Raw genomic sequence first — 23139 nt, 5'->3', positions numbered from 1 at the left:
CCTAAAAAATACTTTGGGTGAGCGCTATAGCTTATTATTTTACTTTGTCAGATCCATCAGATACTAAATCTAATTTACCAGTTTCAGGATCAATGATTAGACCGTGTACAGGAACACCAGCCGGCATTAATGGATGGTTTCTTACTAAGTCAACGCTTTTTAAAACACTCGTTTTAATATCGCCGAAACCTCGTAACCATTCTTTTAAATCAATACGTGCATAGTTAATAACATCTATCGTTTCCTGTTTTACACCACGCTCAAGCATATGACCAATCATAACATTTGAGTCAACTGCACTCATACCGCAATCATAATGACCAATAACATAAACTTCATCAGCCTTTAATTCATACACAGCTACCAAGATGCTGCGCATGATGCCCCCGAATGGGTGATTTACGATTGCGCCAGCGCTTTTAACAACTTTTACATCCCCATTACGTAAGTTCATTGCTTTTGGTAATAATTCCACTAATCGCGTATCCATGCAAGATAAAACAACAATTTTTTTATCAGGGAATTTCGTTGTCGCGTATTCTTCATATTGCTTTTCAGCTACAAATTTTTCATTAAATTCTAAAATATTTTGTAATGCAGACATTTATTTTTCATACCCCTTTCATATCTATATCCATTTTAAAATATTATTTAGATAATTCAAACAAATGTACGCGATTAAAGATAAAAATTTAATAAATAAAGAGAACTAAAGCAGTAATTCGGTAATAAAAAACAACCGCTCAAATAGAACGGTTGTGAAAAATATTAATGATGGTGGTGACCATCTAGTGATTTTTCGTTTGGCGCAAATGCATTGGCCTTTGAATCTACTATAACAGAGTCATGAGATTGTAATCCGATTCGTAAGTACATGATAAACATTACTAAGAGAATAAGAATAACTGCCGAGAAACCTAAAACTAGCGTATAGTAGTCAGACAAAAACGGATGACGGTGATCAAACATCATAAAAACTCCTCTCTATTTTATAATAAGAATCATTAACCAATTATAACCTAATAAATTGGAACATTGTAGGGTAATTTATGCATTTATTACAGAATGATTTGTAAATATGGCGACATCTTGAAGATTTAGAATGCCCAGTTTCCATCACGGAAAATAGCTTCTGCCTGGCCATCTTTCGTAATCCCATCAATATTCATCTGTGCAGAACCAATCATGAAGTCAACATGAGTAATACTGTCATTTAACCCGTGCTTTCTTAACTCCTCTTGTGACATCGTTTTCCCACCTTCCAAGCAAAACGCATATGCACTGCCAATGGCTAAGTGGTTTGATGCATTTTCATCGAATAATGTATTGTAAAATAAAATATTCGATTCAGAGATAGGTGAATGGAAAGGTACAAGAGCCACTTCCCCTAGATAATGAGAACCCTCATCTGTCGCTACAAGGTTTTTCAATACTTCCTCGCCTTGTTCAGCCTCAACATCAACAATGCGCCCATTTTCAAAAGTAATTTTAAAATTATCTATAATATTGCCGCCATAGCTAAGTGGCTTTGTACTAGATACATACCCGTTAACGCCATTTTTATGCGGGACTGTAAATACTTCTTCTGTCGGCATATTGGCCATAAATTCGTCGCCTTTTTCATTGACGCTGCCTGCCCCGCACCATAAATGACCTTTCGGAAGATCTATTGTTAAATCTGTTCCTGGCGCTGTATAGTGCAATTTAGCGTAGTTTTTATTGTTTAGATAATCTACTTTTTCATGTAAATTATCATTGTGCTGTGCCCAAGCTTGAACAGGGTTTTCTAAATCAGCACGTGTCGCTTTAAAGATTGCTTCCCATAATGCTTCCACTTGTTCCTGTTCAGGTAAATCCGAAAATACCTTTTGAGCCCACTGCTTAGAAGGAGCTGCAATAACAGTCCAGCTGATTTTATCGGACTGTACATATTGGCGGTATTTATTTAAAGCAGTTCCAGCTGCTTTTTGGAAAGTTGCAATGCGTTTTGAATCGATACCAGTTAATAGATCAGGACTTTGCGATACGATGCTCATAAACGCCGCACCTTGTTCTGCAAGCCATTCACGTTCTTGTACTTTCCACGGAGGGAAGAAGTCAAATGAATCATCCGGTGCTAACTCGTAACGAGTACGCGTAATTTGGTCATCTGTATAATCTACAAATACTTGCTTTGCTCCTGTCTCATAGGCGATCTTAGTCACAACTTGTACAAATGGCGCTGATTCAATGGAAGCCGCGATATACAAATATTGATTTGGTTGTATATTTACACCGATTTTTACTGCCAATTCCGCATACTTTGTTAACTTACTTTCGAACATTGAATTCATTTGAAACACTCCTCCAGTAATTGTCGTAAAATGTAGTATTTTTCGATACATCATTATTAAATTGTGATAAAAATAATAATTCTATCGAAAAATATAAAAATTGTTCTATTACTAGTGTAAAGGAAGTTAATAAAAAGATAAATATACCGAAATAAGAAAAGACATAGTAATTTGGAGGTACTACATATGGATATATCATCGGTTGTTGGGATTATACTTGCCTTTTTCGCTCTTTTACTAGGGATGTTTTTGAAAGGCGTAACACCTGACGCATTATTGAATCCTGCCGCTATTTTAATTATTATCTTTGGTACGATTGCAGCGGTAACAATTGCGTTCCCAATGAAGGAATTAAAAAGAATTCCAAAACTCTTTAAAATTTTATTTACAGAAACAAAATTAGCAAGTGATATTGATTTAATCAAAATGTTTTCACAGTGGGCAGATTTAGCCCGTCGTGAAGGGTTATTGGCGCTCGAAAGCAAAGCGTCCGAAATTGAAGATCCTTTCCTAAAAAATGGCTTAACATTGGCAATAGATGGTCAAAATGCAGACTATATTCGCGATGTGCTATCAGAGGAAGTAGAAGCAATGGAAGACCGCCATGCAAGTGGTGCCGGAATTTTTACTCAAGCAGGTACATATGCGCCAACTCTTGGTGTATTAGGGGCAGTAGTAGGGCTTATAGCAGCGCTAAAAGATATGACTGATATCGATAAATTAGGGGTAGCGATTTCCGCAGCCTTTGTTGCTACATTATTAGGTATCTTCACGGGGTATGTGTTATGGCATCCATTTGCCAATAAGTTAAAACGTAAATCTTCTGTAGAAGTTAAGCAAAAGCAGATGATGATTGAAGGGATTTTATCTGTACTTGAAGGTGAAGCCCCACGAGTAATCGAGCAAAAGCTTGCTTCATATTTAACGATGGAAGAACGTAAGCAAATTACGGAAAGCGGGGCGGGTGGCCTTGGCAAGGAAGCGTAAGAAACATAAAAAGCATGAGGAACATGTGGACGAATCATGGCTAGTACCTTATGCGGATATTTTAACTTTATTATTAGCATTATTTATCGTCCTATTTGCATCAAGTTCAGTAGACGAAACAAAACTGCAGCAAATGTCTGCTGTATTCAATGAAATTTTTACTAGTGGTACAGGTGTCATGGACAACCCATCAGTAGTTCAAACACCAAATGGGTCGACGTCCAATATTCAATCTGGTGTTTCCAAATATATGGAGGACCAAGAACGCCTACTAGAAACACAAAACCGTGTGGATGAGTTCATTGCAATTAATGAATTGGAAAATCAGTTCGAAACGAAATTGACAGAAGAAGGATTGTTAATTACGATTCGTGATAGTATTTTATTCGATATGGGGCGTGCCGAAGTAAAGGTCGAGTATGCGACCATTGCTGATGAAATTGCACAACTGTTAATGTTTGACCCACCTCGTAATATCATTATTACTGGTCATACAGATAATGTTCCAATCAATAATTCAGAATTTGATTCGAACTGGGATTTATCTGTTATGCGTGCCGTGAACTTTATGAAGGAAGTTGTTACAGGTAATGCAGAGCTTGATCCAAAATACTTCAGTGTAAAAGGGTTCGGTGAATTCCAGCCAATAGCCTCCAATGATACTGAAGAAGGAAAAGCAAAAAATCGACGTGTAGAGGTTCTTGTACAACCACGTATAACCGAAAATGGAGATTTAATTGTGGAGTAATAAAATGCTGTTTAGAGAGAAATCTTTCTAAACGGCATTTTTTATTTTTGACATCTTTTAAACAAAAGTTTATAATAATAAACAAATGTTCGTTCGGAGGTGATGTAGTTGAATGAAAAAGAAAAGCTAATCTTCCAATTGATTAAGAAAAATCCCTATCTGTCTCAACAGGAAATGGCAGAGCAATTAGGGATGTCGAGGCCAGCACTTGCAAATATCATCTCGTCATTGATTAAACGCGGAGAAATTCTAGGGCGAGCATATGTCTTACCAGAAAAGAATCATATTATCGCAATTGGCGGTGCTAATGTTGACCGTAAGTTTATAATTGAGCAACATGTCCAATTAGGTACATCGAATCCTGCTTCGGTCACTGAAACAGTTGGTGGAGTGGCTCGTAACATAGCAGAAAATATAGGTCGCTTAGGCAATCGTGTTTCATTGATTACCGTAATGGGTGATGATCATGATGCCATATATATTGAACAAAATTGCAATGCTACGATGAGTCTTGATTTAGTAGAAAAGTTAAAAGATTATAAAACGGGATCATACACAGCAGTATTGGCGCATACTGGGGAACTGGTAATTTCAATGGCGAATATGGAGATATATGAACAATTATCACCAAGCATCCTGAAGAAGTACGAAGCCATTATGCAAAATGCGAGTTGTTTAATAATTGATTTAAACTGCCCGTTAGCAACAGTGGAATATGTAAGGGAGTTTGCCCATGAGCGCAAAATTCCATTCGCTATTATTCCTGTTTCATCACCTAAAATGAAGAACATGCCACAGGATTTACACGGAGTGCATTACTTTATATGCAATCGTGATGAAGCAGAAATGTATTTGAACACGAAGCTGGATACGTACGGTAAGTATGAAATGGCAGTAAAGACAATGATGCAAAAAGGCGCAGAATATGTTGTCCTTACATTAGGGGAACATGGAGTAATGGCTGGTCACGCTGATAAAGTGACACATTATAAAGCCGCTCCAACAAAAAAAATTGTGGATGTTACAGGTGCAGGTGATGCTTTTGTGAGTGCATTTTTACATGGGGTACTAAACAATGAGGACTTTAAAGAAGCAATCCAACTTGGTTTAACAAATGCATCAAAAACATTACAATCGGACAAAACAGTCCGTGAAGATTTAACAAAGGAAAAATTACTTGAATGGAGGAATTTATAATGGAACAATATTTATCATATTCACAAGAGGTGTTAGAAGCAAAAGAGAAAGGTCTACCAATAGTCGCCCTTGAATCGACAATCATTTCACATGGGATGCCTTATCCACAAAACGTACAAACAGCTCGTGAAGTAGAACAAATTATTCGTGATGGTGGTGCAGTACCAGCAACAATTGCATTAATCGACGGGAAAATCAAAATCGGTTTATCCGATGAAGAGCTAGAAATGTTTGGAAATGCACAAGGGGTAGCTAAAACGAGTCGCCGTGATATCGGCTATTTACTAGCTACTAAAAAAATCGGGGCAACTACAGTAGCTGCAACAATGATTTGCGCAGAGTTAGCAGGTATTGAATTATTCGTAACAGGTGGTATTGGCGGGGTTCACCGTGGTGCGGAAACAACAATGGATATTTCTGCAGACTTGGAAGAATTAGCGATAACAAATGTTGCTGTTGTATGTGCAGGCGCAAAGTCGATTTTAGATATCGGCTTAACATTAGAATATTTAGAAACAAAAGGTGTACCGGTAATCGGATACGGTACTGACAAATTACCGGCATTTTATGCACGCGAAAGTGAATTTGATGTAAACATTCGTGTTGATTCTGCAGAAGAAACTGCGGCTATTTTACGCGCGAAATGGGATTTAGGGTTACGTGGTGGGGCATTAATCGCCAACCCAATTCCAGCTGAGGATGCTATGGAATCAAGTGTAATTGATGCCATTATCGACAATGCATTAAGAGAAGCAAAAGAACAAGGTATTGCAGGTAAAAATGTAACACCATTCCTGCTAGGTAAAGTAAAGGAACTGACAGAAGGCAAGTCGCTTGATGCCAATATTGCCTTAGTTAAACACAATGCACGTGTAGGCGCAAAAATTGCTGTCGAACTTAATAAATAATCGGTATTTCCTGGGGAATAATGTATGAAATAAAAGGAAGCTCGTCGAAAAATATCGATGAGCTTCCTTTTTATACTCTACTTTCACTTACGAAGTGATCCTAACTCTGCAACAATTGCATTCATTTCACTAGGGCTGAATGAGTCACGTTTCATTACCATTTCATATAAATATTGTAGATCTTCGTATTTATTTTCATCGAATGCCTCTGATTGCATAGCGTCAACGTTTACCATACGTAGTTTTTCTTTGATTTGTTCTATCATATAATTGACATTTTGTTGTGATGGGTTGGATAAGTCCATATTTTTTGCCCTACCTTTCAATGTTTACAAAAATATCATTTCATGCAAGGCACTTCTTGTCAACCCGTAAAAGTTTTGGGATTACTTTTAAAAATAACAAACATTCGCTAAAATGAATATAGAAAAGTTTTATAGGAAATTTTTATGGGAATATGAAAGCATAAACAGGAGGAGAGTATAAAATGAAAAGTAAACTATTACCGTTTATAGCAATTGGAGCAGTAACTGGTGCAGCAATAAGTATGTTAGATAAGCAAACAAGAGAGCATACTGTAAAGACAGCGAAAAATGCAAAAGATACGGTCGTTTATTACGCTGAAAACCGTGACGAACTATTAGCGTTAGTTGAGTCGAAAGTCGAGCAGGCTCAAACAGTTTACGGAACAGTAAATGATAGTATTCAGTCTATTTTGCAGAACGGCAATGATATTAAAGAATTGCCAACTACGATTCAAAGTATGGTTTCAGAAACGATTGATGCATTTTCAAAAAAGGATGAACAAGTTAGCTAATTAAATTCGCCTCATTGTAACAGACTTTTCCTTGGGGTAATTTAAAAGCACGGGACATCCGTTAGGGCATTATCCTGATTAAAAGGTATTCAGTACTCTTTCTATCTGGATAATTCAAAAGGTGGTGGCTATATGGGAGAGAAAGAAGAATTTAAAGAAAAGATTTCACTTATTAAATCATATGTTTCACCAGATCCTAGTCATATTAATATTTTAACGACAAAAGGTTTTTTTCAGGATTTAATATACCGCATTCAAAAAGTTGATATGTCGGGGATGGGTGCGCTACTTGCTTATTTCTTTTTACTGTCATTTTTCCCGATGCTTATTTTTATGGTAACACTCTTACCTTATTTAAATTTAGAGCAAGGGCAAGTATTCGACTTCTTAAGTGACATTATGCCTGAGGAAGTTTATGGTCTTATAGAAGGTACACTTTCGGAAGTACTATCCAATCAAAATGGCGGATTACTTTCAATTGGTATTATCGGTACTATTTGGTCAGCGTCGCGTGCTGTTGACGCACTAATGAAAACTTTAAACCGTGCCTATGATGTAGAAGCTAGAGCAGGTTTTATAAATCGTATTTGGTCTCTTGTATTTACTATTTCACTCGTTATTATTATTTTAGTAGCGCTTGTCTTACCGGTTTTTGGACAGCAAATCGGGAATGTAGTGTTCGGCTATTTTGGTATCGAAGAATCATTAGCGGGTCTTTGGAATACAATGCGCTGGATTATGCCGCCTACTCTTATTTTCCTTTTATTAACAGTTATGTACTGGATTGTTCCTAATACTGATCCTCGATTAACAATTGTTAGTGTTGTACCAGGTTCAATATTGGCAACACTAGGTTGGCTTGCATTAACTTATGGCTTTTCATTTTATATTAATAATTTCGGCAATTTTAGTGCTACTTACGGCAGTATTGGCGGAGTCATTATACTAATGCTTTGGCTGTACTTTACTGGAATGATTTTAATTTTGGGTGGAATATTAAATGCCACATTCCAAAAAAGACAGATTGCCAAGAACAATAAAAAGAATGCAAAGACACCTGTTTTCTAAGTGATTGTGTCACATAAAAAGCACGACGCCATAAATATTTAGGCGTCGTGCTTTATTTATGGTTATTGTCAGTTGGTTATTTTTGGTAGCATGCCACTAAACATTTTTGCTCAACATACGCAGGCCATTTAAAATAACTAGAATCGTACTTCCTTCATGACCAATAACCCCAAGAGGGAGGCTAATGGCCTGGAAAAAGTTTGAGATGATGAGAATTGCGATGACTGTTAACGAAAAAATAATATTTTGTTTGACGATTCTTTGCATTTTTCGAGAAAGCTTAACCGCATAGGCGATTTTTGAAAGGTCATTTTTCATTAATACAACATCGGCTGTTTCGAGTGCCACGTCCGTACCGCCACCCATTGCAATCCCGACAGAAGCAGTTGCTAGCGCTGGGGCATCGTTAATCCCATCACCCACCATACCAACATTGCCGTACGATTGCTTATACTGCTTAATATGTTCGACCTTTGTTTCAGGTAAACATTCTGCAACATAGTTAGTCACACCAGCTTCATTTGCAATAGTTTTTGCTGTCGCTTCATTGTCACCAGTAAGCATCATGACATCAATGCCAAGTTCCTTCAGTGCCGCAACTGCTTTTTTCGCTTCATCTCGTACTATATCTTTTAGGGCGACCAATGCTGCAATCCCGTTTTGGTCTTTTAAAAATACAACTGTCTTTCCTTCATTCCCTAATTGCTGCAATGCTCCATCCGAAAAAGAAACGGCCAAATCTTTACCGACAAAATCAGGCTTTCCAATTGTATAATGTTGTTCTTTATACTGTGCCTTTATCCCATACCCGGGTATATCTTCAATCGTTATATTTTGTGGGATAATGACATTTTGTTGTTTAGCAAATGAAGTAATCGCTTGTGCTAGAGGGTGGTTTGATTGTCCTTCAATGCCCGCGATTAATGCCAATGTATCATCTTTATTTAAATCCTCACGAACGATAAAATCTGTTACTGCAGGTGTCCCTTGTGTAAGTGTTCCAGTTTTATCGACAGCTAAGACACGTAATGTATTCAAATGTTCTAAATGTAGGCCACCTTTTACTAGAATACCGTTTCTGGCACCATTTGAGATGGAAGATAGGGTAGCGGGCATAATGGATGCTACAAGGGCACAAGGAGATGCCACTACCAACAGCACCATTGCGCGGTAAAATGTTGTTGTCCAATCCCAGCCTAATAAATAGTGAGGTAAAAACATCATGATTGCGACTGCAATTAAAACCCCTTTTACATATAGACCTTCAAAACGTTCGATAAATTGCTGTGATGGAGACTTTTCACTTTGCGCAGATTGTACAAGAGTAATAATTTTTTGAAATAAAGTTTCTCCGCTTTGCTTCGTTACACTAATAGTTAAAACTCCATTTAAATTCACTGTCCCTGCAAACACTTCATCGTCAATATTTTTCGTAATCGGCATTGATTCACCTGTAATAGCTGCTTCATCGACAGTTGAAATCCCTTTGAAAATTTTTCCGTCGGCAGGAATACGCTCTCCAGGCTTCACTAAAATATGGTCATTTACTTTTAAATCTTTTACAGATACTTTAATAGGTTCAAATCCGCCTCGTACAAGCCAGGCTTCTTCAGGCTGTAATTCCATTAAAGAAGAAATTTCACGATGGCTTTTGTTCATAGCGTATGTTTCAAGTGCGCCACTTAAGGCAAATATAAAGATTAATATGGCACCTTCCATCCAGTATCCAATAATGGCTGAACCGATGGCTGCCAAAATCATTAACATTTCTACATTTAAAGATTTGTTTTCAATTGTATCTTCAATGCCTTCTTTTGCTTTTGCATAACCGCCAATTACAAAAGCTGTTAAATATGCAATGACAGCTGCGGTTGTTTGATCGGTGGATTCCATCCTCCATGCCAGCAAAATAATAAAGCCTGAAACTAAGGCAGCTATCAATTCTTTATGTTCTATAATTTTCTCATTTAATGATAACTTTTCTCGATTAGAGTTTTTCATATTTACCTCCTTGATAATGAATATCATTGTTAAATCAACTGATAATGAATTTCAATTATATTATAATTATTTCTTATTTAGAATAATTATAATATAATCATCTTATTTTGTAAATAACATACAATAAATAAGAATAATAAATACCAACTTGACTTATAAGGATTATAGAGTAATATAATTAAGTACATTTTATTAAATAGGAGGAGTTTAAGTTGAATTTATTCGTTTTACTTAATATTGCCTTGTTGATCATTGTTATTACATTTTTATATTTCCTTAAAACAAAGCATGTTAAATTTTCTAATCGCGTATTTATCGCACTAGGATTAGGAATTTTACTCGGAATAGGGCTACAATTCGCATACGGGGTGGAATCCGATGCAATTACAGAAACTATGCCGTGGTATAACATCGTAGGGAATGGTTATGTACGATTATTACAAATGATTGCAATGCCTTTAGTTTTTATTTCAATATTAGCAGCATTTACTAAAGTAACATTTGGAAAGAATTTAGGGAAAACAGCAGCGGTTATTCTATCTGTACTAATAGGTACTACAGCAATAGCAGCTGGTTTAGGTATTGCATCTACAGTTGCATTTGATTTAGATGCCACACAAATTATGCAAGGGGAAGCAGAAATTGCACGTGGGGAGTCGTTAGTAGAACGTTCGGCTGAGGTTACTACTTTACCTGAACAAATATTAACAATGTTCCCGGCAAATCCATTTGCAGATCTAACAGGATCCCGCGCAACATCAACAATTGGAGTTGTTATTTTTGCAGCGTTTTTAGGCTTTAGTTATTTAACGCTTCGTCGTAAAGAAGAAGAAACAGCAGCGAACGTGAAAAAAGGTGTCGAAGCTATATATGGTTTAATAATGGGAGTAGTACGCATTATCTTACGTTTAACTCCATACGGTGTAGCTGCAATTATGGCACGAACAGTTGCAACGAGTGATTTAGGTGCGATTATGGATTTAGGTAAATTCATTTTAGCTTCATATGTCGCGTTAATTGCTATGTTCTTATTGCATTTAGTTATTGTCGCATTAACAGGATTAAGTCCGTTAACATATGTGAAAAAATCAGCAGAAGTATTACTGTTTGCCTTCACTTCACGTTCAAGTGCAGGTGCATTACCATTAAATATACAAACACAAACGAAACGACTGGGTGTTCCGGATGGAGTTGCGAACTTTGCAGGTTCATTTGGTTTATCGATTGGGCAAAATGGCTGTGCAGGTGTATATCCAGCGATGTTAGCGGTTATGATTGCCCCAACAGTAGGTATAAATCCATTATCCCCAGGCTTTATTGCAACATTAATATTAATTGTAGCAATTAGCTCATTCGGTGTAGCCGGTGTTGGCGGTGGCGCAACATTCGCTGCCATCATTGTACTATCGGCAATGGATTTACCGATAGCTTTGGCAGGTATTTTAATATCGGTAGAGCCATTAATCGATATGGGGCGTACAGCGCTTAATGTTAGTGGCTCCATGGTTTCGGGAGTTGTATCCAGCCGGGTAACAAATGAGTTAGATACAGATGTTTATAACGAGCCGGCAGATAAAGCACAATTAGTTCAGTAAAATAAAAAGAAAAAGTCGTACAGAATCATTTAGATTCTGTACGACTTTTATATGAATCAAATAAGTGATTGCGCTGAAAATATGAGGCGGAAAAAAGTAACCATAACATTATAAGAAGAAATACATATATAAAACCGTATGTGACATGAGGAAAAATAATGTAGGCATATGTTGTATAAAGAACAGCGACCAGTAAACTGTGCTTGTATTGATAAGTTGTACTAAAATGTATTTGAGCTACTATAAATAATAAATTAACAAATATTTTAATAAAAAACATTCAAGCACTCCTTATACCATTTATTAGAAAATAATATAACACAAATTACGCTGCCAATAAACAGAATATTTTAAAAGTTAGGAAACGCAAAAAGCAACTCACCCCCAAATGGAAGTGAGTTGCTAAAATTATATAAGATTAAAATACACGTTCTGCATGAAGCGCTAACTTATCTAATGAAGATTTTTCTACATCTGCATGCAATGAGTTCCCGTGAGAGTCCATTGTTACTACAGCTGTGAACCCTTCTACAGATAAGTGCCACATTGCTTCTGGAATACCGAATTCCATTAAGTCTACACCATCAACTGACTTAATGCAGTCTGCATAGTACTGTGCAGCACCGCCGATAGCATTTAAGTAAACACCACCATGCTCGTTAAGTGCTTTTAGTGTTTTTGGTCCCATACCGCCTTTACCCATAACAGCACGGATACCGAATTTTTTCATGATATCGCCTTGGTATGGCTCCTCACGAATTGAAGTTGTTGGACCAGCAGCTTTTACGACCCAGTTGCCTGCTTCGTCTTTCGCCATTACTGGACCACAGTGGTAAATGATTTGACCGTCTAAGTCTACTGGTGCTTCGACACCTTCACCAATTAAGTGATGGTGAATTGCGTCACGACCTGTGTACATACGACCAGAGATCTTCACTACGTCCCCAACTTTAAGTGAACGAATTTTTTCTTCTGTAATTGGTGCAACAAGTTCAACTACTTTATTGTCCGAGTTGTCTTGTTTTACTTCGTCACGGAAAGTAATTTTTTCGCCATCTTGGTAGTGCCAGTTTGTAATTTCGCCAGTAGCTGGATCGATATCGATTGCCATACGACGGTAAGCCCAACAGTTGTAAGCTACAGATACGAAGAATGATGCTGGTAAACGGTCCATTACACCGATTTTACAACCCAGTAATGTAGCTTCACCGCCGAAGCCCATTGTACCAACGCCAAATGTATTTGATTTTTCTACGATGTACTTTTCTAATTTTGCTAAGTCTTCAATTGGATTCACATCATCTACATGACGGAATAACTGCTCTTTCGCTAAATCATATCCAGAAGAGCGGTCGCCACCGATACCGACACCGATGAAACCAGCTGAACAGCCTTGCCCTTGTGCTTGCCATACAGAGTGTAAAATACATTTACGGATACCGTCTAAGTCACGACCAGCGCGCCCTAAACCTTCTAATTCTGTTGGTAATGAATATTGGATGTTTTTGTTTTCACAGCCGCCACCTTTTAAGATCAGCTTCACTGTAATATAGTCATTTTCCCATTGTTCAAATTTAACAACTGGGAGACCTGCTCCAATGTTTGTACCAGAGTTTTTTCCAGTTAATGAATCAACTGAGTTTGGACGTAATTTTGCATCACCAGTAGCAGCGGCGATTGCAGTTTGGATCGCTTTTTTAATTTCGATTTGGTTTACACCAACGGGAGTATATACTTTAAATGTTGGTAGACCAGTATCTTGACAAATTGGAGACACATTGTCTTCAGCCATTACAATATTTGTAGTAATCGTGTCTAATGACATTGCTGCACGAGTACCGGCATTTTCTGCTTCTTTGGCAGCTTTAATAGCGCGGCGAACGTCTTTTGGTAAGTTAGTAGATGTTTCAGTTACTAAAGAATAAAGACTTTTTTCTAAAGTTTCTAAGTATGCCATCTTATTTTTCCCCCCAGAAAAATATGTTTATTTTTGTCGTTAAATGAATCGTCGACATAGGTCAGAACATAATATTTCACGATATAGTGAATATCATACTCTTATTAATAATCCATATTACATTATAACTCTTTTAAAATAGAAAAAAAAGAGCGCTTACATGAATGAATGTCAAAACACATGAAATTTTGGCGGATAATAGCGGATGTAGTCAAAAGAATGAAAAAAAGGGAGTATCGAAACTATTGCGAAGAAAGGCTGTGTTAAAAGTCAATTTCACTTTTAACACAGCCTTATAGGATTTTATTGTTCTTCGCGTGTTTGGAATTGTTCCATTTTATCTTCTAAATCATCCATCATTTGAATTAAGCGATCGATGTCTTCTAGTTCAGTCGTTTCAGGGTCAATAGCATCCAACACTTCAAGGAAGATTTCTAAACGTTCCTTTAAATACGTTACTTGCTGCTCTTTATTCGTAATTGGCTTCATAGTTCGTGATGCTCCTTTTGTGTTTGCATACGAACATTATACTACGTTCTACCGTAAAAGTTAATTGACAACTTACGCTCTATATTATTTATATATCTTAACTATTAAATTAGCTTTAAAAAATAGGAAATTATATAGTACTTGTTAATTATTTTAATGTTCTATGTATTTTGAATATTTACAATATTAAAGTGTTATGATAAAGTAAACTCATACCTAAAAGAAGAGGAGATGATCGGAAAAGAATTGTATAGACAAACTCAAAAAAAGGAGGACGTTTAAACATTTTCGGCATTTAGTCGAGACGACTGTTTACGCAAGAATAAAATGGAATTAAGTGATATTTAAAACCCTAGTTAACTTTTAGAGATAAAGTTGGCTAGGGTTTTATGTTTTTTTCTAAAATTGATTTTCGCTATGTTGATTTTTCCTCATTTTTCAAGCTATGATACGATAGGATGTATGAATTAAGGGAGAACAATAAAATGAGTTATAATCAGCGAAGATTTATTATTTTAGTAATTATCGTATCAATTTCAGGCTTTTCGCAAGGTATGCTGTTGCCGCTTATTTCGGTCATATTTGAAGGGGATGGCGTGTCGTCTACACTTAACGGCTTGAATGCAACAGGATTATACATAGGAACATTATTGATTTCCCCATTTATTGAGCAGCCGTTACGCAAATATGGTTACAAACCGATTATTGTATTTGGAGGGGCACTCGTTTTTATATCGTTATTGTTATTTCCATTTTGGAAAAGTGTTATCTTTTGGTTTGTTCTGCGATTATTAATCGGTATCGGTGACCATGCATTACATTTTGCAACCCAAACATGGATTACAACATCGACCGCTACCCATAAACTTGGCAAAGCAATGTCTATTTATGGACTATCTTTTGGGATAGGGTTTGCAGTTGGTCCTTTATTTGTACCGCTTATTAGAATATCCGAAAGTGTGCCGTTTATTGTGTCATCGGCATTATGCCTTGTTGCATGGTCTTTAGTTTTTCTGATTAAAAACGAGAAGCCGGAAACGTTAGTAGGCGATGCAAATCAAAATAGTTTTTCGCGTTATAAGAAGGCAGTAAAATATGGATGGATAGCATTTTTGCCACCATTTGTGTATGGGTTTTTGGAGTCATCACTTAATGCTTTATTCCCGGTTTATGCGTTACGAAAAGACTTTGATTTAGCTTATGTTTCTATTATTTTAGCGAGTTTTTCAATTGGAGCCATTTTGATGCAATTCCCACTAGGTGCATTGGGCGATAAAATTGGACGCCGTAAAGTCATCGTTTCAGGATTAATGGTAGGTAGCAGCTTTTTCTTTATCGGCAACTTATTGGAGAATTCCGAAGTATTCGTTGCAGCTACCTTTTTATTAGCCGGAATGAGTGTTGGTTCAATGTTCTCGTTAGGCATAACTTATATGACAGATTTGACTCCTAAAGAATTATTGCCAACTGGAAATTTACTGTGTGGTATCTTCTTTAGTCTGGGAAGTTTATCGGGGCCTTTATTAGGGGGATTATATTTGGAGATTTTCCCGGACAGTGGATTTTTATTTGTCATTGCTGTAATGCTGTTGATTGTAGCAATTGTAGTGTTTTTTGGTAAACCGAAAAAACTTTCTTTATAGAAAAAAGCAGACGTCCTTAATTGGCACGTCTGCTTTTTACTGAAAAGAATATAATCGTTGTTAAAATCATTGCTAAAATTATGTAGATAAATACATTTAAATAATTTACACCACCGAATGTAACAGCAGCCTGCAGTGAGCTCGCTGAAGTTGCGGAATTTTCATCATTACTAGGGAAGATAAAACCTCCAAGAGACGAAATACCCCAATAGGAAAGAATGAATGTAATTAGTACAAATATAATATTTTTCATTAAAATACCTCCTAGCAAATTCTATTTTACATGAAAAGTGTGAGAATTTGGGGGTAGATATGAAAAACACCTTCACCAAAATTATTTTGATGAAGGTGATAGCTTATTTCTTTAATGTTAATTTTACAACACACTCAACCTGTGCTGTTTGAGGGAACATATCAACTGGCTGAATGTACTCCACTTTATATGCTTTTGATAAATCTTTTAAATCACGTGCCAGCGTAGACGGATTACACGATGTATATACGAAACGCTTAGGTTTGATTTTTAGTACTGTTCTAATAAAGCCTGGCTCCAATCCTGTACGTGGAGGGTCTACACAAATTACATCTGGACGATAATCTTCTTTTGACCAACGGAATAGCCATTTATCGGCAGAGCCTGGGAAGAAACGTACATGTTGTAAATTATCGTTTGTACGGGCATTGTATTTTGCATCGGCAATTGCTTCATCGACATTGTCCATTCCGCGTACTTCACGAGCGCCTTCCGCAAGCCACATTCCAATTGTCCCAACACCACAGTAAGCATCAACTACATTTTCTTTTCCAGTAAGTGCAGCAGCTTTTTTTATTTCATTATATAAATGAACTGTTTGCTCTGGGTTTAGCTGGAAAAATGCGCGAGTTGATAAATCAAATGCGAATTCACCTAATTTTTCATGGATGGCATCTTTACCATCTAATACATATGTGTCACTACCGAAAATAAGAGATGTTTTCTCGCGGTTTACGTTTTGTGTAATTGATACAATTGACGGATCAATTTTTTTGATGCGTTCAATTAATTCCTCTTTATGCGGCAGCTCATGACGAGTTGTCACAAGACAGACTTGTGTTTCACCAGAGCGCATCCCTGTACGCACTACAATAGTACGTACTAAACCATTTAATGATTTTCCATCATAAATAGGAATGTTTAGCTTTTGTAAAATTTTTCGTGTAGCTACTGTAATTTTTGATGTTACAGGATATTGCACTAGGCAATCATTAATATTCAGAAGTTGATTCGTTCCTTCTGAAAAGAGTCCAGCATAGACACGCTTACCTTCTTTACGCACTTGGAATTGAGATTTATTACGGTAATGCCAAGGGTTATCCATACCAATAGTTGGTCGGATTTCGGCTGATTCTACAATTTCCTTTGCATATTTTTCAAATGCCTGTACAACGATATCGCGCTTGTTTACTAGCTGAGCATCATACGTCATATGCTGTAATTGACAGCCGCCACATTCCGAATAGACAGGGCAGGGTGCTTCTTGACGGAATTCACTCGCTTTACGAATATTCAATATTTCAGCTTCTGAAAATTTAGGAGATACTTTTGTTAGCCTAACTGTTACTTCTTCTCCAGGAATTGCTCCTTTTACAAATACAACATTTCGTTTATAAAACCCTACACCTTCACCATTAATACCAAGGCGCTTTATTGTTAACGGGAACTTTTGCCCGACTTCCATTTTTAATTCACTCAAGTTTTACACGTCCTTTAAATAGAGTGACTCGCACCAAAAAATAGTGCGAGTCACTTCTTTCTTTTCATCATTCCAGTATAACGGATATTGTAATGGAAAGAAAGGTACGCAACTTTCCTAATATGGAGATATTTTTTCGTGTTCAAGTACTAAGTCATCAAGAGAGCCGAAAGTGTAACCTTGAGCTTTTGCATCTTTTATAAACTGCGGTATCGCTTCGGCATTATCTTGTGCAACAGTATGCATCAATATAATTGCACCAGGATGAAGCTGTCCCATTAGTGCATCATAAGCATATTGGGCACCGCGTCGCTCATCTTTTAACCAGTCTTTAAAAGCGATGGACCAAAACATATGGCGATAACCCGCTTCATTGCCGACTTTTAATACTTCTTCATTAAAAATACCTTCAGGTGGACGGGCGTAATACGTACGTTGTACACCAGTTAGTTCATTTAACTTATCGTCGAATTTTTTCCATTCGCTCTTCATTTCATCAGCAGACAGCCGGGCCATGTTCGGATGACCGTAAGAGTGGTTACCGATTATATGTCCATCTTTAATCATTGTTTTCACTAAATCGGTCGCACTTGTCAAATAGTGACCAGTCAAAAAGAATGTAGCGGGCGCATTTTCTTCCCTTAACGTATTTAAAATGGTTTCGGTATAACCATTTTCGTAGCCATTATCGAATGTTAAATAAACAATTTTCTTCTCTGGGCTACCTTTATAAATTGCACCGTACTTGTGCATTAATGTTTCTAAAGGCTCTCCAATTTCCACTGGCTCTCCATTTTTGCTCGGTTTAAAGCCCCAGTGGAATTCCTCGGCCTCGGCTACTGAAATAAATGATAATGAGACTAATGCAACGAGTAAAACGAAGCTAATGCCTAAAATATGTCGTTTCATTAAAAAAGCAACCTCCTTTTTACAAGTTAGGTTGCGTGAAACGGCACAATTTATTCATTTATATAAATTACGAATGGCATCTTCTACAGAAGCGAACTGAAATTCAAAATTTGCTGTTAATAACTTTTCAGGAATTACGTGCTGGCCTTCGAGAACGAGAATACTTTTTTCACCGAGAGCAAGCTTTAAAGCTGTACTTGGAACAGGGAGCCAATGCGGACGATTTAGCGCTTTGCCAATCGATTTTCCGAATTCCCTCATTCTTTTAACATTAGGCGTTGTAAAATTAATCGGTCCGGATAAACTTTCGTCTGAGATTAGCAAAAGCATAGCTCGCACCACATCATCTATATGAATCCAGCTTAGCCATTGGTTACCTGATCCGATTGTTCCACCGAAACCTAATTTATAAGGAAGTACCATCATTGGCAATGCGCCTTCACCGTTTTGTAAAATTACACCAAAGCGAGTTAAGCAAGTGCGAATACCGAGTTGCTCGGCTGGAAGTGCCTTTTCTTCCCAATGTGTAACGACTTGTCCTAAAAAATCGTTCGCTCTTTCATCAGACTGCTCTGTGTAGACAGCAGTTTCCGAAACAGGATAAATACCGACTGCACTCGCATTGATTAAAACTTGTGGTTTATACTGTAAGTTTCGCAATAAACGGATTACTTCATCTGTTGCTTCCATACGGCTATTATAAATTTTTTCTTTTTGCTCTTCTGTCCATCGACCATCGTTTAAAGATACCCCGGCTAAATTGATAAAAACATCAATATTTTTAACATAAAGCTCAGGGGTTGCGTCGTCATTTAACCATTGTACATATTGAATGCCATTTTTCATCTGTTGCATGCCACGTGTCAATATTATTATTTCATGTCCGTTTTCAATTAGCTGTTCACTCAATTTACGACCAACCATTCCTGTACCGCCTGCAATAGCAACTCTCACTAATAACACCTTCCTTTAATTAGTCTAGTTAGTTCAGTATACCGTTTCATGAAAGAGAAAGTAAAAACATGTATACTAGAATGAACAAGGTTATTGTGAGGTGTGCACAGTGCAAGTAATAACAAAAATCGGACGGCAAAAAAACAATCAGCAACGTTATAATATATATTTAAACGAAAAATATTCATTTGCAGTCGACGAAGGTACACTTATAAAGTTTGGTCTGCAAAAAGGCAAAGTACTTGAGCAGATTGAAATAGATGAAATACAATATGAAGATGAGATTGCAAAGGCTTTTAATAAAGCACTGAATTTTTTAAGCTTTCAAATGCGAAGTGAACATGAAGTGAAAACAAAGCTGTTACAATTAGGCTATGGGGAAGCTGTCATTCAGGAAGCTATTCATAAGCTAACGGGATTAGGATTTTTAAATGATGAAAGCTACTCGAAGGCTTTACTTGAAACGAGAAAACGGACTGCTAAAAAAGGTCCCGCAGCTATACGCCAAGATTTCATAAAAAAAGGCATCGACAAAGAATTGCAGCAGCAAGTATTGGGAACATTTAGTCATGATGAACAGTTGAAGATTGCAATGGAACTAGCTGAAAAAGCAATTCGTTCAAATGAAAATAAAACGCCGACTCAAGTGAAGCAAAAAATCCAGGATGTACTCCTTCGTAAAGGTTATTCCTATTCCATTGTGACTGAAATAGTTGAGCAAGTTAAAATTGAACGACATGATGATGACTGGGGACTTTTAATAGAAAGTCAGGGCGACAAACTATGGCGCAAATATGGAACCAAGCTAACGGGATTTGAACTGCATCAAAAAGTTAAGCAGGCCCTGTATCAAAAGGGCTTTCCAATAGATAAAATAAAAGAATATATTGAACAAAAGGAGCAACACCAAAATGAATGAATTAACTTATAGTAGTATGTCAGAACAGGAATTACGCCAAGAGGTTGCCAATTTACGTGAAAGAGCACGAAAAGCAGAGCAATTAGGGATAATTAATGAATACGCGGTTTATGAACGTAAAGCATTAATGGCTGAAGCATATTTAGTCGATCTTTCAACAATTATTCCTGGTGAGCTGTATCGTTTAAATGGTTCACCAGGTGAATTTTTCCAAGTGGATTATTTAAAAGGACGTTTCGCATGGGGGCACAGATTAGGTTCGGAGCGTTTTGAAGAGGCATTACCCGTATCAATGTTACGTCCAGTAAAGGAAGGGAAGTAAGATGGAAGAGTTATATCAAAAACTTACTGAGCAACTTTTGGAAAAAAACCCAAATTTACCGACAGGACGTGCACGCACATGGGTTGAGCTACTATGTAGCGATTTTGAATCAACTTCGGCAAAGGCCGGTGCAAGTTATCGTGGAATGGAATATACGGGGAAATTGGTCAGTCAGTTAATTGAAAGTTATGGTGATAAGCTTCACCTCTTCGCAGCAAAAAATCCGAAATATGCACATTTATTGAATGATAGTGAAGATACAGTAAACTAAAAAACCACCAGTTTATGCTGGTGGTTTTCCCTGTTTAGCAACTGCCGTAGTGCATCTATAATCTATTCATTTCCAGCGCCTATTTGTAAACGCTTTTGTAACTTTTCTTCAGTAAATATCCAGCCGGTATAAGAATTTACGATGTTGAGCTCTTCATCCAAATGTGCAACAGCAACGAAAGGATATCGGTCATTACTGCGATAGCGCAAATCGATTAATCGAAGCTCTGTTATTCCATTTTCTAGTTCGGAAATTTCCCATCTATAAAGTGGAGAAAAAGATAAAAACGCATCAAGATTCGGATCTTTTATCGCTTTTGCAACGAACTCCGTTTTTGGAATAGGCTCAATTTTGAACTTGTCATAGATGTTGACAGTTCTTCGATAAGCACGCCCTACGTAAAAATGTGTTTTCGATTTTGCAGCTATTTTCCAATGGAAGAAACGCATAGTCGGTGCGACAATGACAAATTCCTCATCTTGTAATTCATGATGAACCGCAGATTTAATTGCCTTTTGAATGGCAAAGCGCAAAATATAGTAAACGAAAATAATTAGGTACATGATAGTAAATGTTAAAACAGGATCTGTACCGAATAACCATAGTAAAATACCTATACAATGAAAACCAAAAATAAATGGATCGAATGTATTAATAACACCGAGTGCTACCCATTTTTTTGAAAATGGCCGTAAAGCTTGAGTACCGTACGCATTAAAAATGTCGACAAAAACATGTAAAAATACTGCAATCTGTGTCCATAACCATACATTAAACAAATGGGCATCAGGTAGAATAATGGCGAGTGCACCTGTTATTAATAAAGGCCATAACAAAACAGCAGGAATCGAGTGTGTAATTCCCCGATGATGCCGTATATAGATTGCGTTATTGCGAAATTTTAAAACCGTATCAATATCCGGTGCCTGCTGACCAATAATCGTTCCGGCCATAACAGCGGTAAATGTTAATGAATGGCTTGCGACGGTGGGATCAACAAGTGCTAGGCCACCTATAGCAATACCCATAACGAAATGTGTGCCAGAATCCAAAGTTATCATCCCCTCGATCATAAAACCGTTCGAGAACGGAAATATATAGCTTCTTTCAATGCGTAAACATATATGATTAAAAGAAAGTAAGCTTCGCATAAGCGTTTGCTACAATTTATTTAATAATATACCCTTTTTTAAGGAAATAAAATCGAATTTTTGGAGGACATTTTGAACTATCCATATATAAAACAATTTCGCCAAGCATTAGTTACATGGTATTTAGAGGAACAAAGAGATTTACCTTGGCGTCAGACGAAAGAACCCTATCAAATTTGGGTTTCTGAAGTGATGCTTCAACAAACAAGGGTGGACACTGTTATCCCGTATTACAACCGATTTATAGAAAAATATCCAACAGCGGAAAGTTTAGCATATACACCGGAAGAAGAGCTTCTTAAAATGTGGGAAGGTCTTGGCTATTATTCACGTGTGCGCAATTTACAGGCAGGCGTTAGAGAAGTTGTAGAAGTATACGGCGGTAAAGTACCAGACAATCGAGTAGACATTTCAAAGTTAAAAGGTGTTGGACCTTATACAGCAGGCGCCATTTTAAGTATCGCTTATGGTAAGCCGGAGCATGCTGTTGATGGGAATGTTATGCGAGTATTGAGTCGCGTGTTAAATGTTGATGCAGATATTGCATTGCCAAAAACAAAGAAGATTTTTGAAGAGGCCGTAACAAAGTTAATTGATGTACAAAATCCATCCGCATTTAACCAAGGATTAATGGAATTAGGGGCGTTAATCTGTACGCCGACTTCACCAAAATGCCTATTATGTCCTGTACGCGATTATTGCACTGCCTTTCATGAAGGTAACCCCGCGAGCTTACCGGTAAAATCCAAAAAGCTAAAGACGAAAGACATTCACTATGACGTCTACGTAATTCGCGATAAAGATGGACGTTATCTGATGGAAAAAAGGTTGGAAGCAGGGCTGCTTGCAAATATGTGGCAATTTATAATGGTTGAACGTGATGAAGTTGAAAATAGTTTAACCAAAGTTGAAAAACAATATAACGTGATCCTTAATAGGGAATTAGTCGAGCCAATAATTAGTTTTAAACATGTGTTTTCTCATTTGAAATGGCATATTAGCAGTTATTTAATCGATGCAATTGAAACTAGTGAATCGAAACAGTTAAATATAGCCTTTTTAACGAAAGAACAAATCGAAAGTATACCAATGCCTGTGCCGATGTTAAAAATTTGGGGAAAGTTAAAATGAAAAAAA

At 37.0% G+C, this 23139-nt stretch carries 24 protein-coding genes; 12 read left to right on the top strand and 12 right to left on the bottom strand.

Annotated elements, in window-relative coordinates; translation table 11 throughout:
* Window positions 1–34 precede the first annotated feature (34 nt).
* From H9632_RS14180 to H9632_RS14170, 3 genes are all read right to left on the bottom strand, one after another.
* On the bottom strand, window positions 35–604 hold the full coding sequence (locus H9632_RS14180) for a beta-class carbonic anhydrase (protein WP_191704722.1): 570 nt from the start codon (window positions 602–604) through the stop codon (window positions 35–37).
* Between the two features lie 164 nt (window positions 605–768).
* Complete coding sequence (locus tag H9632_RS14175) at window positions 769–972, bottom strand: hypothetical protein (protein WP_225223858.1); 204 nt, start codon at window positions 970–972, stop codon at window positions 769–771.
* 125 nt (window positions 973–1097) lie between these two features.
* Window positions 1098–2333 (bottom strand): aminopeptidase, encoded by a 1236-nt coding sequence (locus H9632_RS14170; protein ID WP_191704721.1) that lies wholly within the window; start codon window positions 2331–2333, stop codon window positions 1098–1100.
* Window positions 2334–2519: 186 nt separating this feature from the next.
* On the opposite strand from H9632_RS14170, the gene motA reads away from it, so the two are divergent.
* The 4 genes from motA (at window position 2520) to H9632_RS14150 (ending at window position 6173) form a co-directional block, all read left to right on the top strand.
* A complete protein-coding gene (motA, locus tag H9632_RS14165; protein WP_191704720.1) occupies window positions 2520–3320 on the top strand; it encodes a flagellar motor stator protein MotA in 801 nt (266 codons plus the stop codon).
* The gene (gene motB / locus H9632_RS14160) at window positions 3304–4068 is read left to right on the top strand and encodes a flagellar motor protein MotB (RefSeq protein WP_191704719.1); all 765 of its coding nucleotides are present in this window, start codon (window positions 3304–3306) and stop codon (window positions 4066–4068) included. Before motA ends, motB begins: the two co-directional genes overlap by 17 nt.
* 108 nt (window positions 4069–4176) lie before the next feature.
* Window positions 4177–5265, top strand: a complete 1089-nt coding sequence (locus H9632_RS14155; protein ID WP_191704718.1) for a carbohydrate kinase — start codon at window positions 4177–4179, stop codon at window positions 5263–5265.
* On the top strand, window positions 5265–6173 hold the full coding sequence (locus H9632_RS14150; RefSeq protein WP_191704717.1) for a pseudouridine-5'-phosphate glycosidase: 909 nt from the start codon (window positions 5265–5267) through the stop codon (window positions 6171–6173). Before H9632_RS14155 ends, H9632_RS14150 begins: the two co-directional genes overlap by 1 nt.
* 83 nt (window positions 6174–6256) lie before the next feature.
* On the opposite strand, the gene H9632_RS14145 is transcribed toward H9632_RS14150, so the two are convergent.
* Window positions 6257–6478, bottom strand: a complete 222-nt coding sequence (locus H9632_RS14145; RefSeq protein WP_191701000.1) for a DUF1128 domain-containing protein — start codon at window positions 6476–6478, stop codon at window positions 6257–6259.
* Window positions 6479–6660: 182 nt separating this feature from the next.
* Here H9632_RS14145 and H9632_RS14140 point away from each other — a divergent pair, with 182 nt between their 5' ends.
* Window positions 6661–6990, top strand: a complete 330-nt coding sequence (locus H9632_RS14140; protein ID WP_191704716.1) for a YtxH domain-containing protein — start codon at window positions 6661–6663, stop codon at window positions 6988–6990.
* 132 nt (window positions 6991–7122) lie between these two features.
* Complete coding sequence (locus H9632_RS14135) at window positions 7123–8058, top strand: YihY/virulence factor BrkB family protein (protein ID WP_191704715.1); 936 nt, start codon at window positions 7123–7125, stop codon at window positions 8056–8058.
* Window positions 8059–8154: 96 nt separating this feature from the next.
* Here H9632_RS14135 and H9632_RS14130 read toward each other — a convergent pair whose 3' ends face one another.
* Window positions 8155–10059 (bottom strand): heavy metal translocating P-type ATPase, encoded by a 1905-nt coding sequence (locus tag H9632_RS14130; RefSeq protein ID WP_191704714.1) that lies wholly within the window; start codon window positions 10057–10059, stop codon window positions 8155–8157.
* Window positions 10060–10271: 212 nt separating this feature from the next.
* Here H9632_RS14130 and H9632_RS14125 point away from each other — a divergent pair, with 212 nt between their 5' ends.
* Window positions 10272–11654 carry an L-cystine transporter gene (locus H9632_RS14125; protein ID WP_191704713.1) on the top strand — a complete coding sequence of 461 codons (1383 nt, stop codon included), beginning with the start codon at window positions 10272–10274 and terminating at the stop codon, window positions 11652–11654.
* Between the two features lie 418 nt (window positions 11655–12072).
* Here H9632_RS14125 and H9632_RS14120 read toward each other — a convergent pair whose 3' ends face one another.
* Both H9632_RS14120 and H9632_RS14115 read right to left on the bottom strand, forming a co-directional pair.
* Window positions 12073–13611: a fumarate hydratase gene (locus H9632_RS14120; protein ID WP_191704712.1), complete on the bottom strand. Its 1539-nt coding sequence runs from the start codon at window positions 13609–13611 to the stop codon at window positions 12073–12075.
* 303 nt (window positions 13612–13914) lie between these two features.
* The gene (locus tag H9632_RS14115) at window positions 13915–14100 is read right to left on the bottom strand and encodes an SE1561 family protein (protein WP_191704711.1); all 186 of its coding nucleotides are present in this window, start codon (window positions 14098–14100) and stop codon (window positions 13915–13917) included.
* A gap of 485 nt (window positions 14101–14585) precedes the next feature.
* Between H9632_RS14115 and H9632_RS14110 the strand changes: the two genes are divergently transcribed.
* The gene (locus tag H9632_RS14110; protein ID WP_191704710.1) at window positions 14586–15743 is read left to right on the top strand and encodes an MFS transporter; all 1158 of its coding nucleotides are present in this window, start codon (window positions 14586–14588) and stop codon (window positions 15741–15743) included.
* 16 nt (window positions 15744–15759) lie between these two features.
* Here H9632_RS14110 and H9632_RS14105 read toward each other — a convergent pair whose 3' ends face one another.
* From H9632_RS14105 to H9632_RS14090, 4 genes are all read right to left on the bottom strand, one after another.
* Window positions 15760–15996 carry a carboxypeptidase gene (locus H9632_RS14105; RefSeq protein WP_191704709.1) on the bottom strand — a complete coding sequence of 79 codons (237 nt, stop codon included), beginning with the start codon at window positions 15994–15996 and terminating at the stop codon, window positions 15760–15762.
* Window positions 15997–16099: 103 nt separating this feature from the next.
* Window positions 16100–17461: a 23S rRNA (uracil(1939)-C(5))-methyltransferase RlmD gene (gene rlmD, locus H9632_RS14100; RefSeq protein WP_191704787.1), complete on the bottom strand. Its 1362-nt coding sequence runs from the start codon at window positions 17459–17461 to the stop codon at window positions 16100–16102.
* A 132-nt stretch (window positions 17462–17593) separates the two neighbouring features.
* Window positions 17594–18385: a polysaccharide deacetylase family protein gene (locus H9632_RS14095; RefSeq protein ID WP_191704708.1), complete on the bottom strand. Its 792-nt coding sequence runs from the start codon at window positions 18383–18385 to the stop codon at window positions 17594–17596.
* A gap of 54 nt (window positions 18386–18439) precedes the next feature.
* Window positions 18440–19339, bottom strand: coding sequence for a TIGR01777 family oxidoreductase (locus tag H9632_RS14090; RefSeq protein ID WP_191704707.1), 900 nt, complete (start codon window positions 19337–19339; stop codon window positions 18440–18442).
* 109 nt (window positions 19340–19448) lie between these two features.
* Between H9632_RS14090 and recX the strand changes: the two genes are divergently transcribed.
* Genes recX through H9632_RS14075 form a run of 3 tightly spaced genes read left to right on the top strand, consistent with a single transcriptional unit; the run spans window position 19449 to window position 20851 of the window.
* Window positions 19449–20258 carry a recombination regulator RecX gene (gene recX / locus H9632_RS14085; RefSeq protein WP_191704706.1) on the top strand — a complete coding sequence of 270 codons (810 nt, stop codon included), beginning with the start codon at window positions 19449–19451 and terminating at the stop codon, window positions 20256–20258.
* Window positions 20251–20580, top strand: coding sequence for a YfhH family protein (locus H9632_RS14080; RefSeq protein ID WP_191704705.1), 330 nt, complete (start codon window positions 20251–20253; stop codon window positions 20578–20580). The genes recX and H9632_RS14080 overlap by 8 nt, the downstream gene beginning before the upstream one ends.
* Before the next feature lies 1 nt (window position 20581).
* Window positions 20582–20851: a YfhJ family protein gene (locus H9632_RS14075; protein ID WP_191704704.1), complete on the top strand. Its 270-nt coding sequence runs from the start codon at window positions 20582–20584 to the stop codon at window positions 20849–20851.
* A 62-nt stretch (window positions 20852–20913) separates the two neighbouring features.
* Here H9632_RS14075 and H9632_RS14070 read toward each other — a convergent pair whose 3' ends face one another.
* A complete protein-coding gene (locus H9632_RS14070) occupies window positions 20914–21903 on the bottom strand; it encodes a metal-dependent hydrolase (protein WP_191704703.1) in 990 nt (329 codons plus the stop codon).
* Between the two features lie 171 nt (window positions 21904–22074).
* Between H9632_RS14070 and mutY the strand changes: the two genes are divergently transcribed.
* Window positions 22075–23133 (top strand): A/G-specific adenine glycosylase, encoded by a 1059-nt coding sequence (gene mutY / locus H9632_RS14065; RefSeq protein WP_191704702.1) that lies wholly within the window; start codon window positions 22075–22077, stop codon window positions 23131–23133.
* Window positions 23134–23139: the final 6 nt, after the last annotated feature.

Origin of the sequence: Solibacillus merdavium (assembly GCF_014836935.1) — a bacterium.
GTDB classification, from domain to species: Bacteria; Bacillota; Bacilli; order Bacillales_A; family Planococcaceae; genus Solibacillus; species Solibacillus ferritrahens.
Note: the sequence above shows the minus strand (reverse complement) of the source record. Positions and strands in the feature narration are given on the sequence as shown.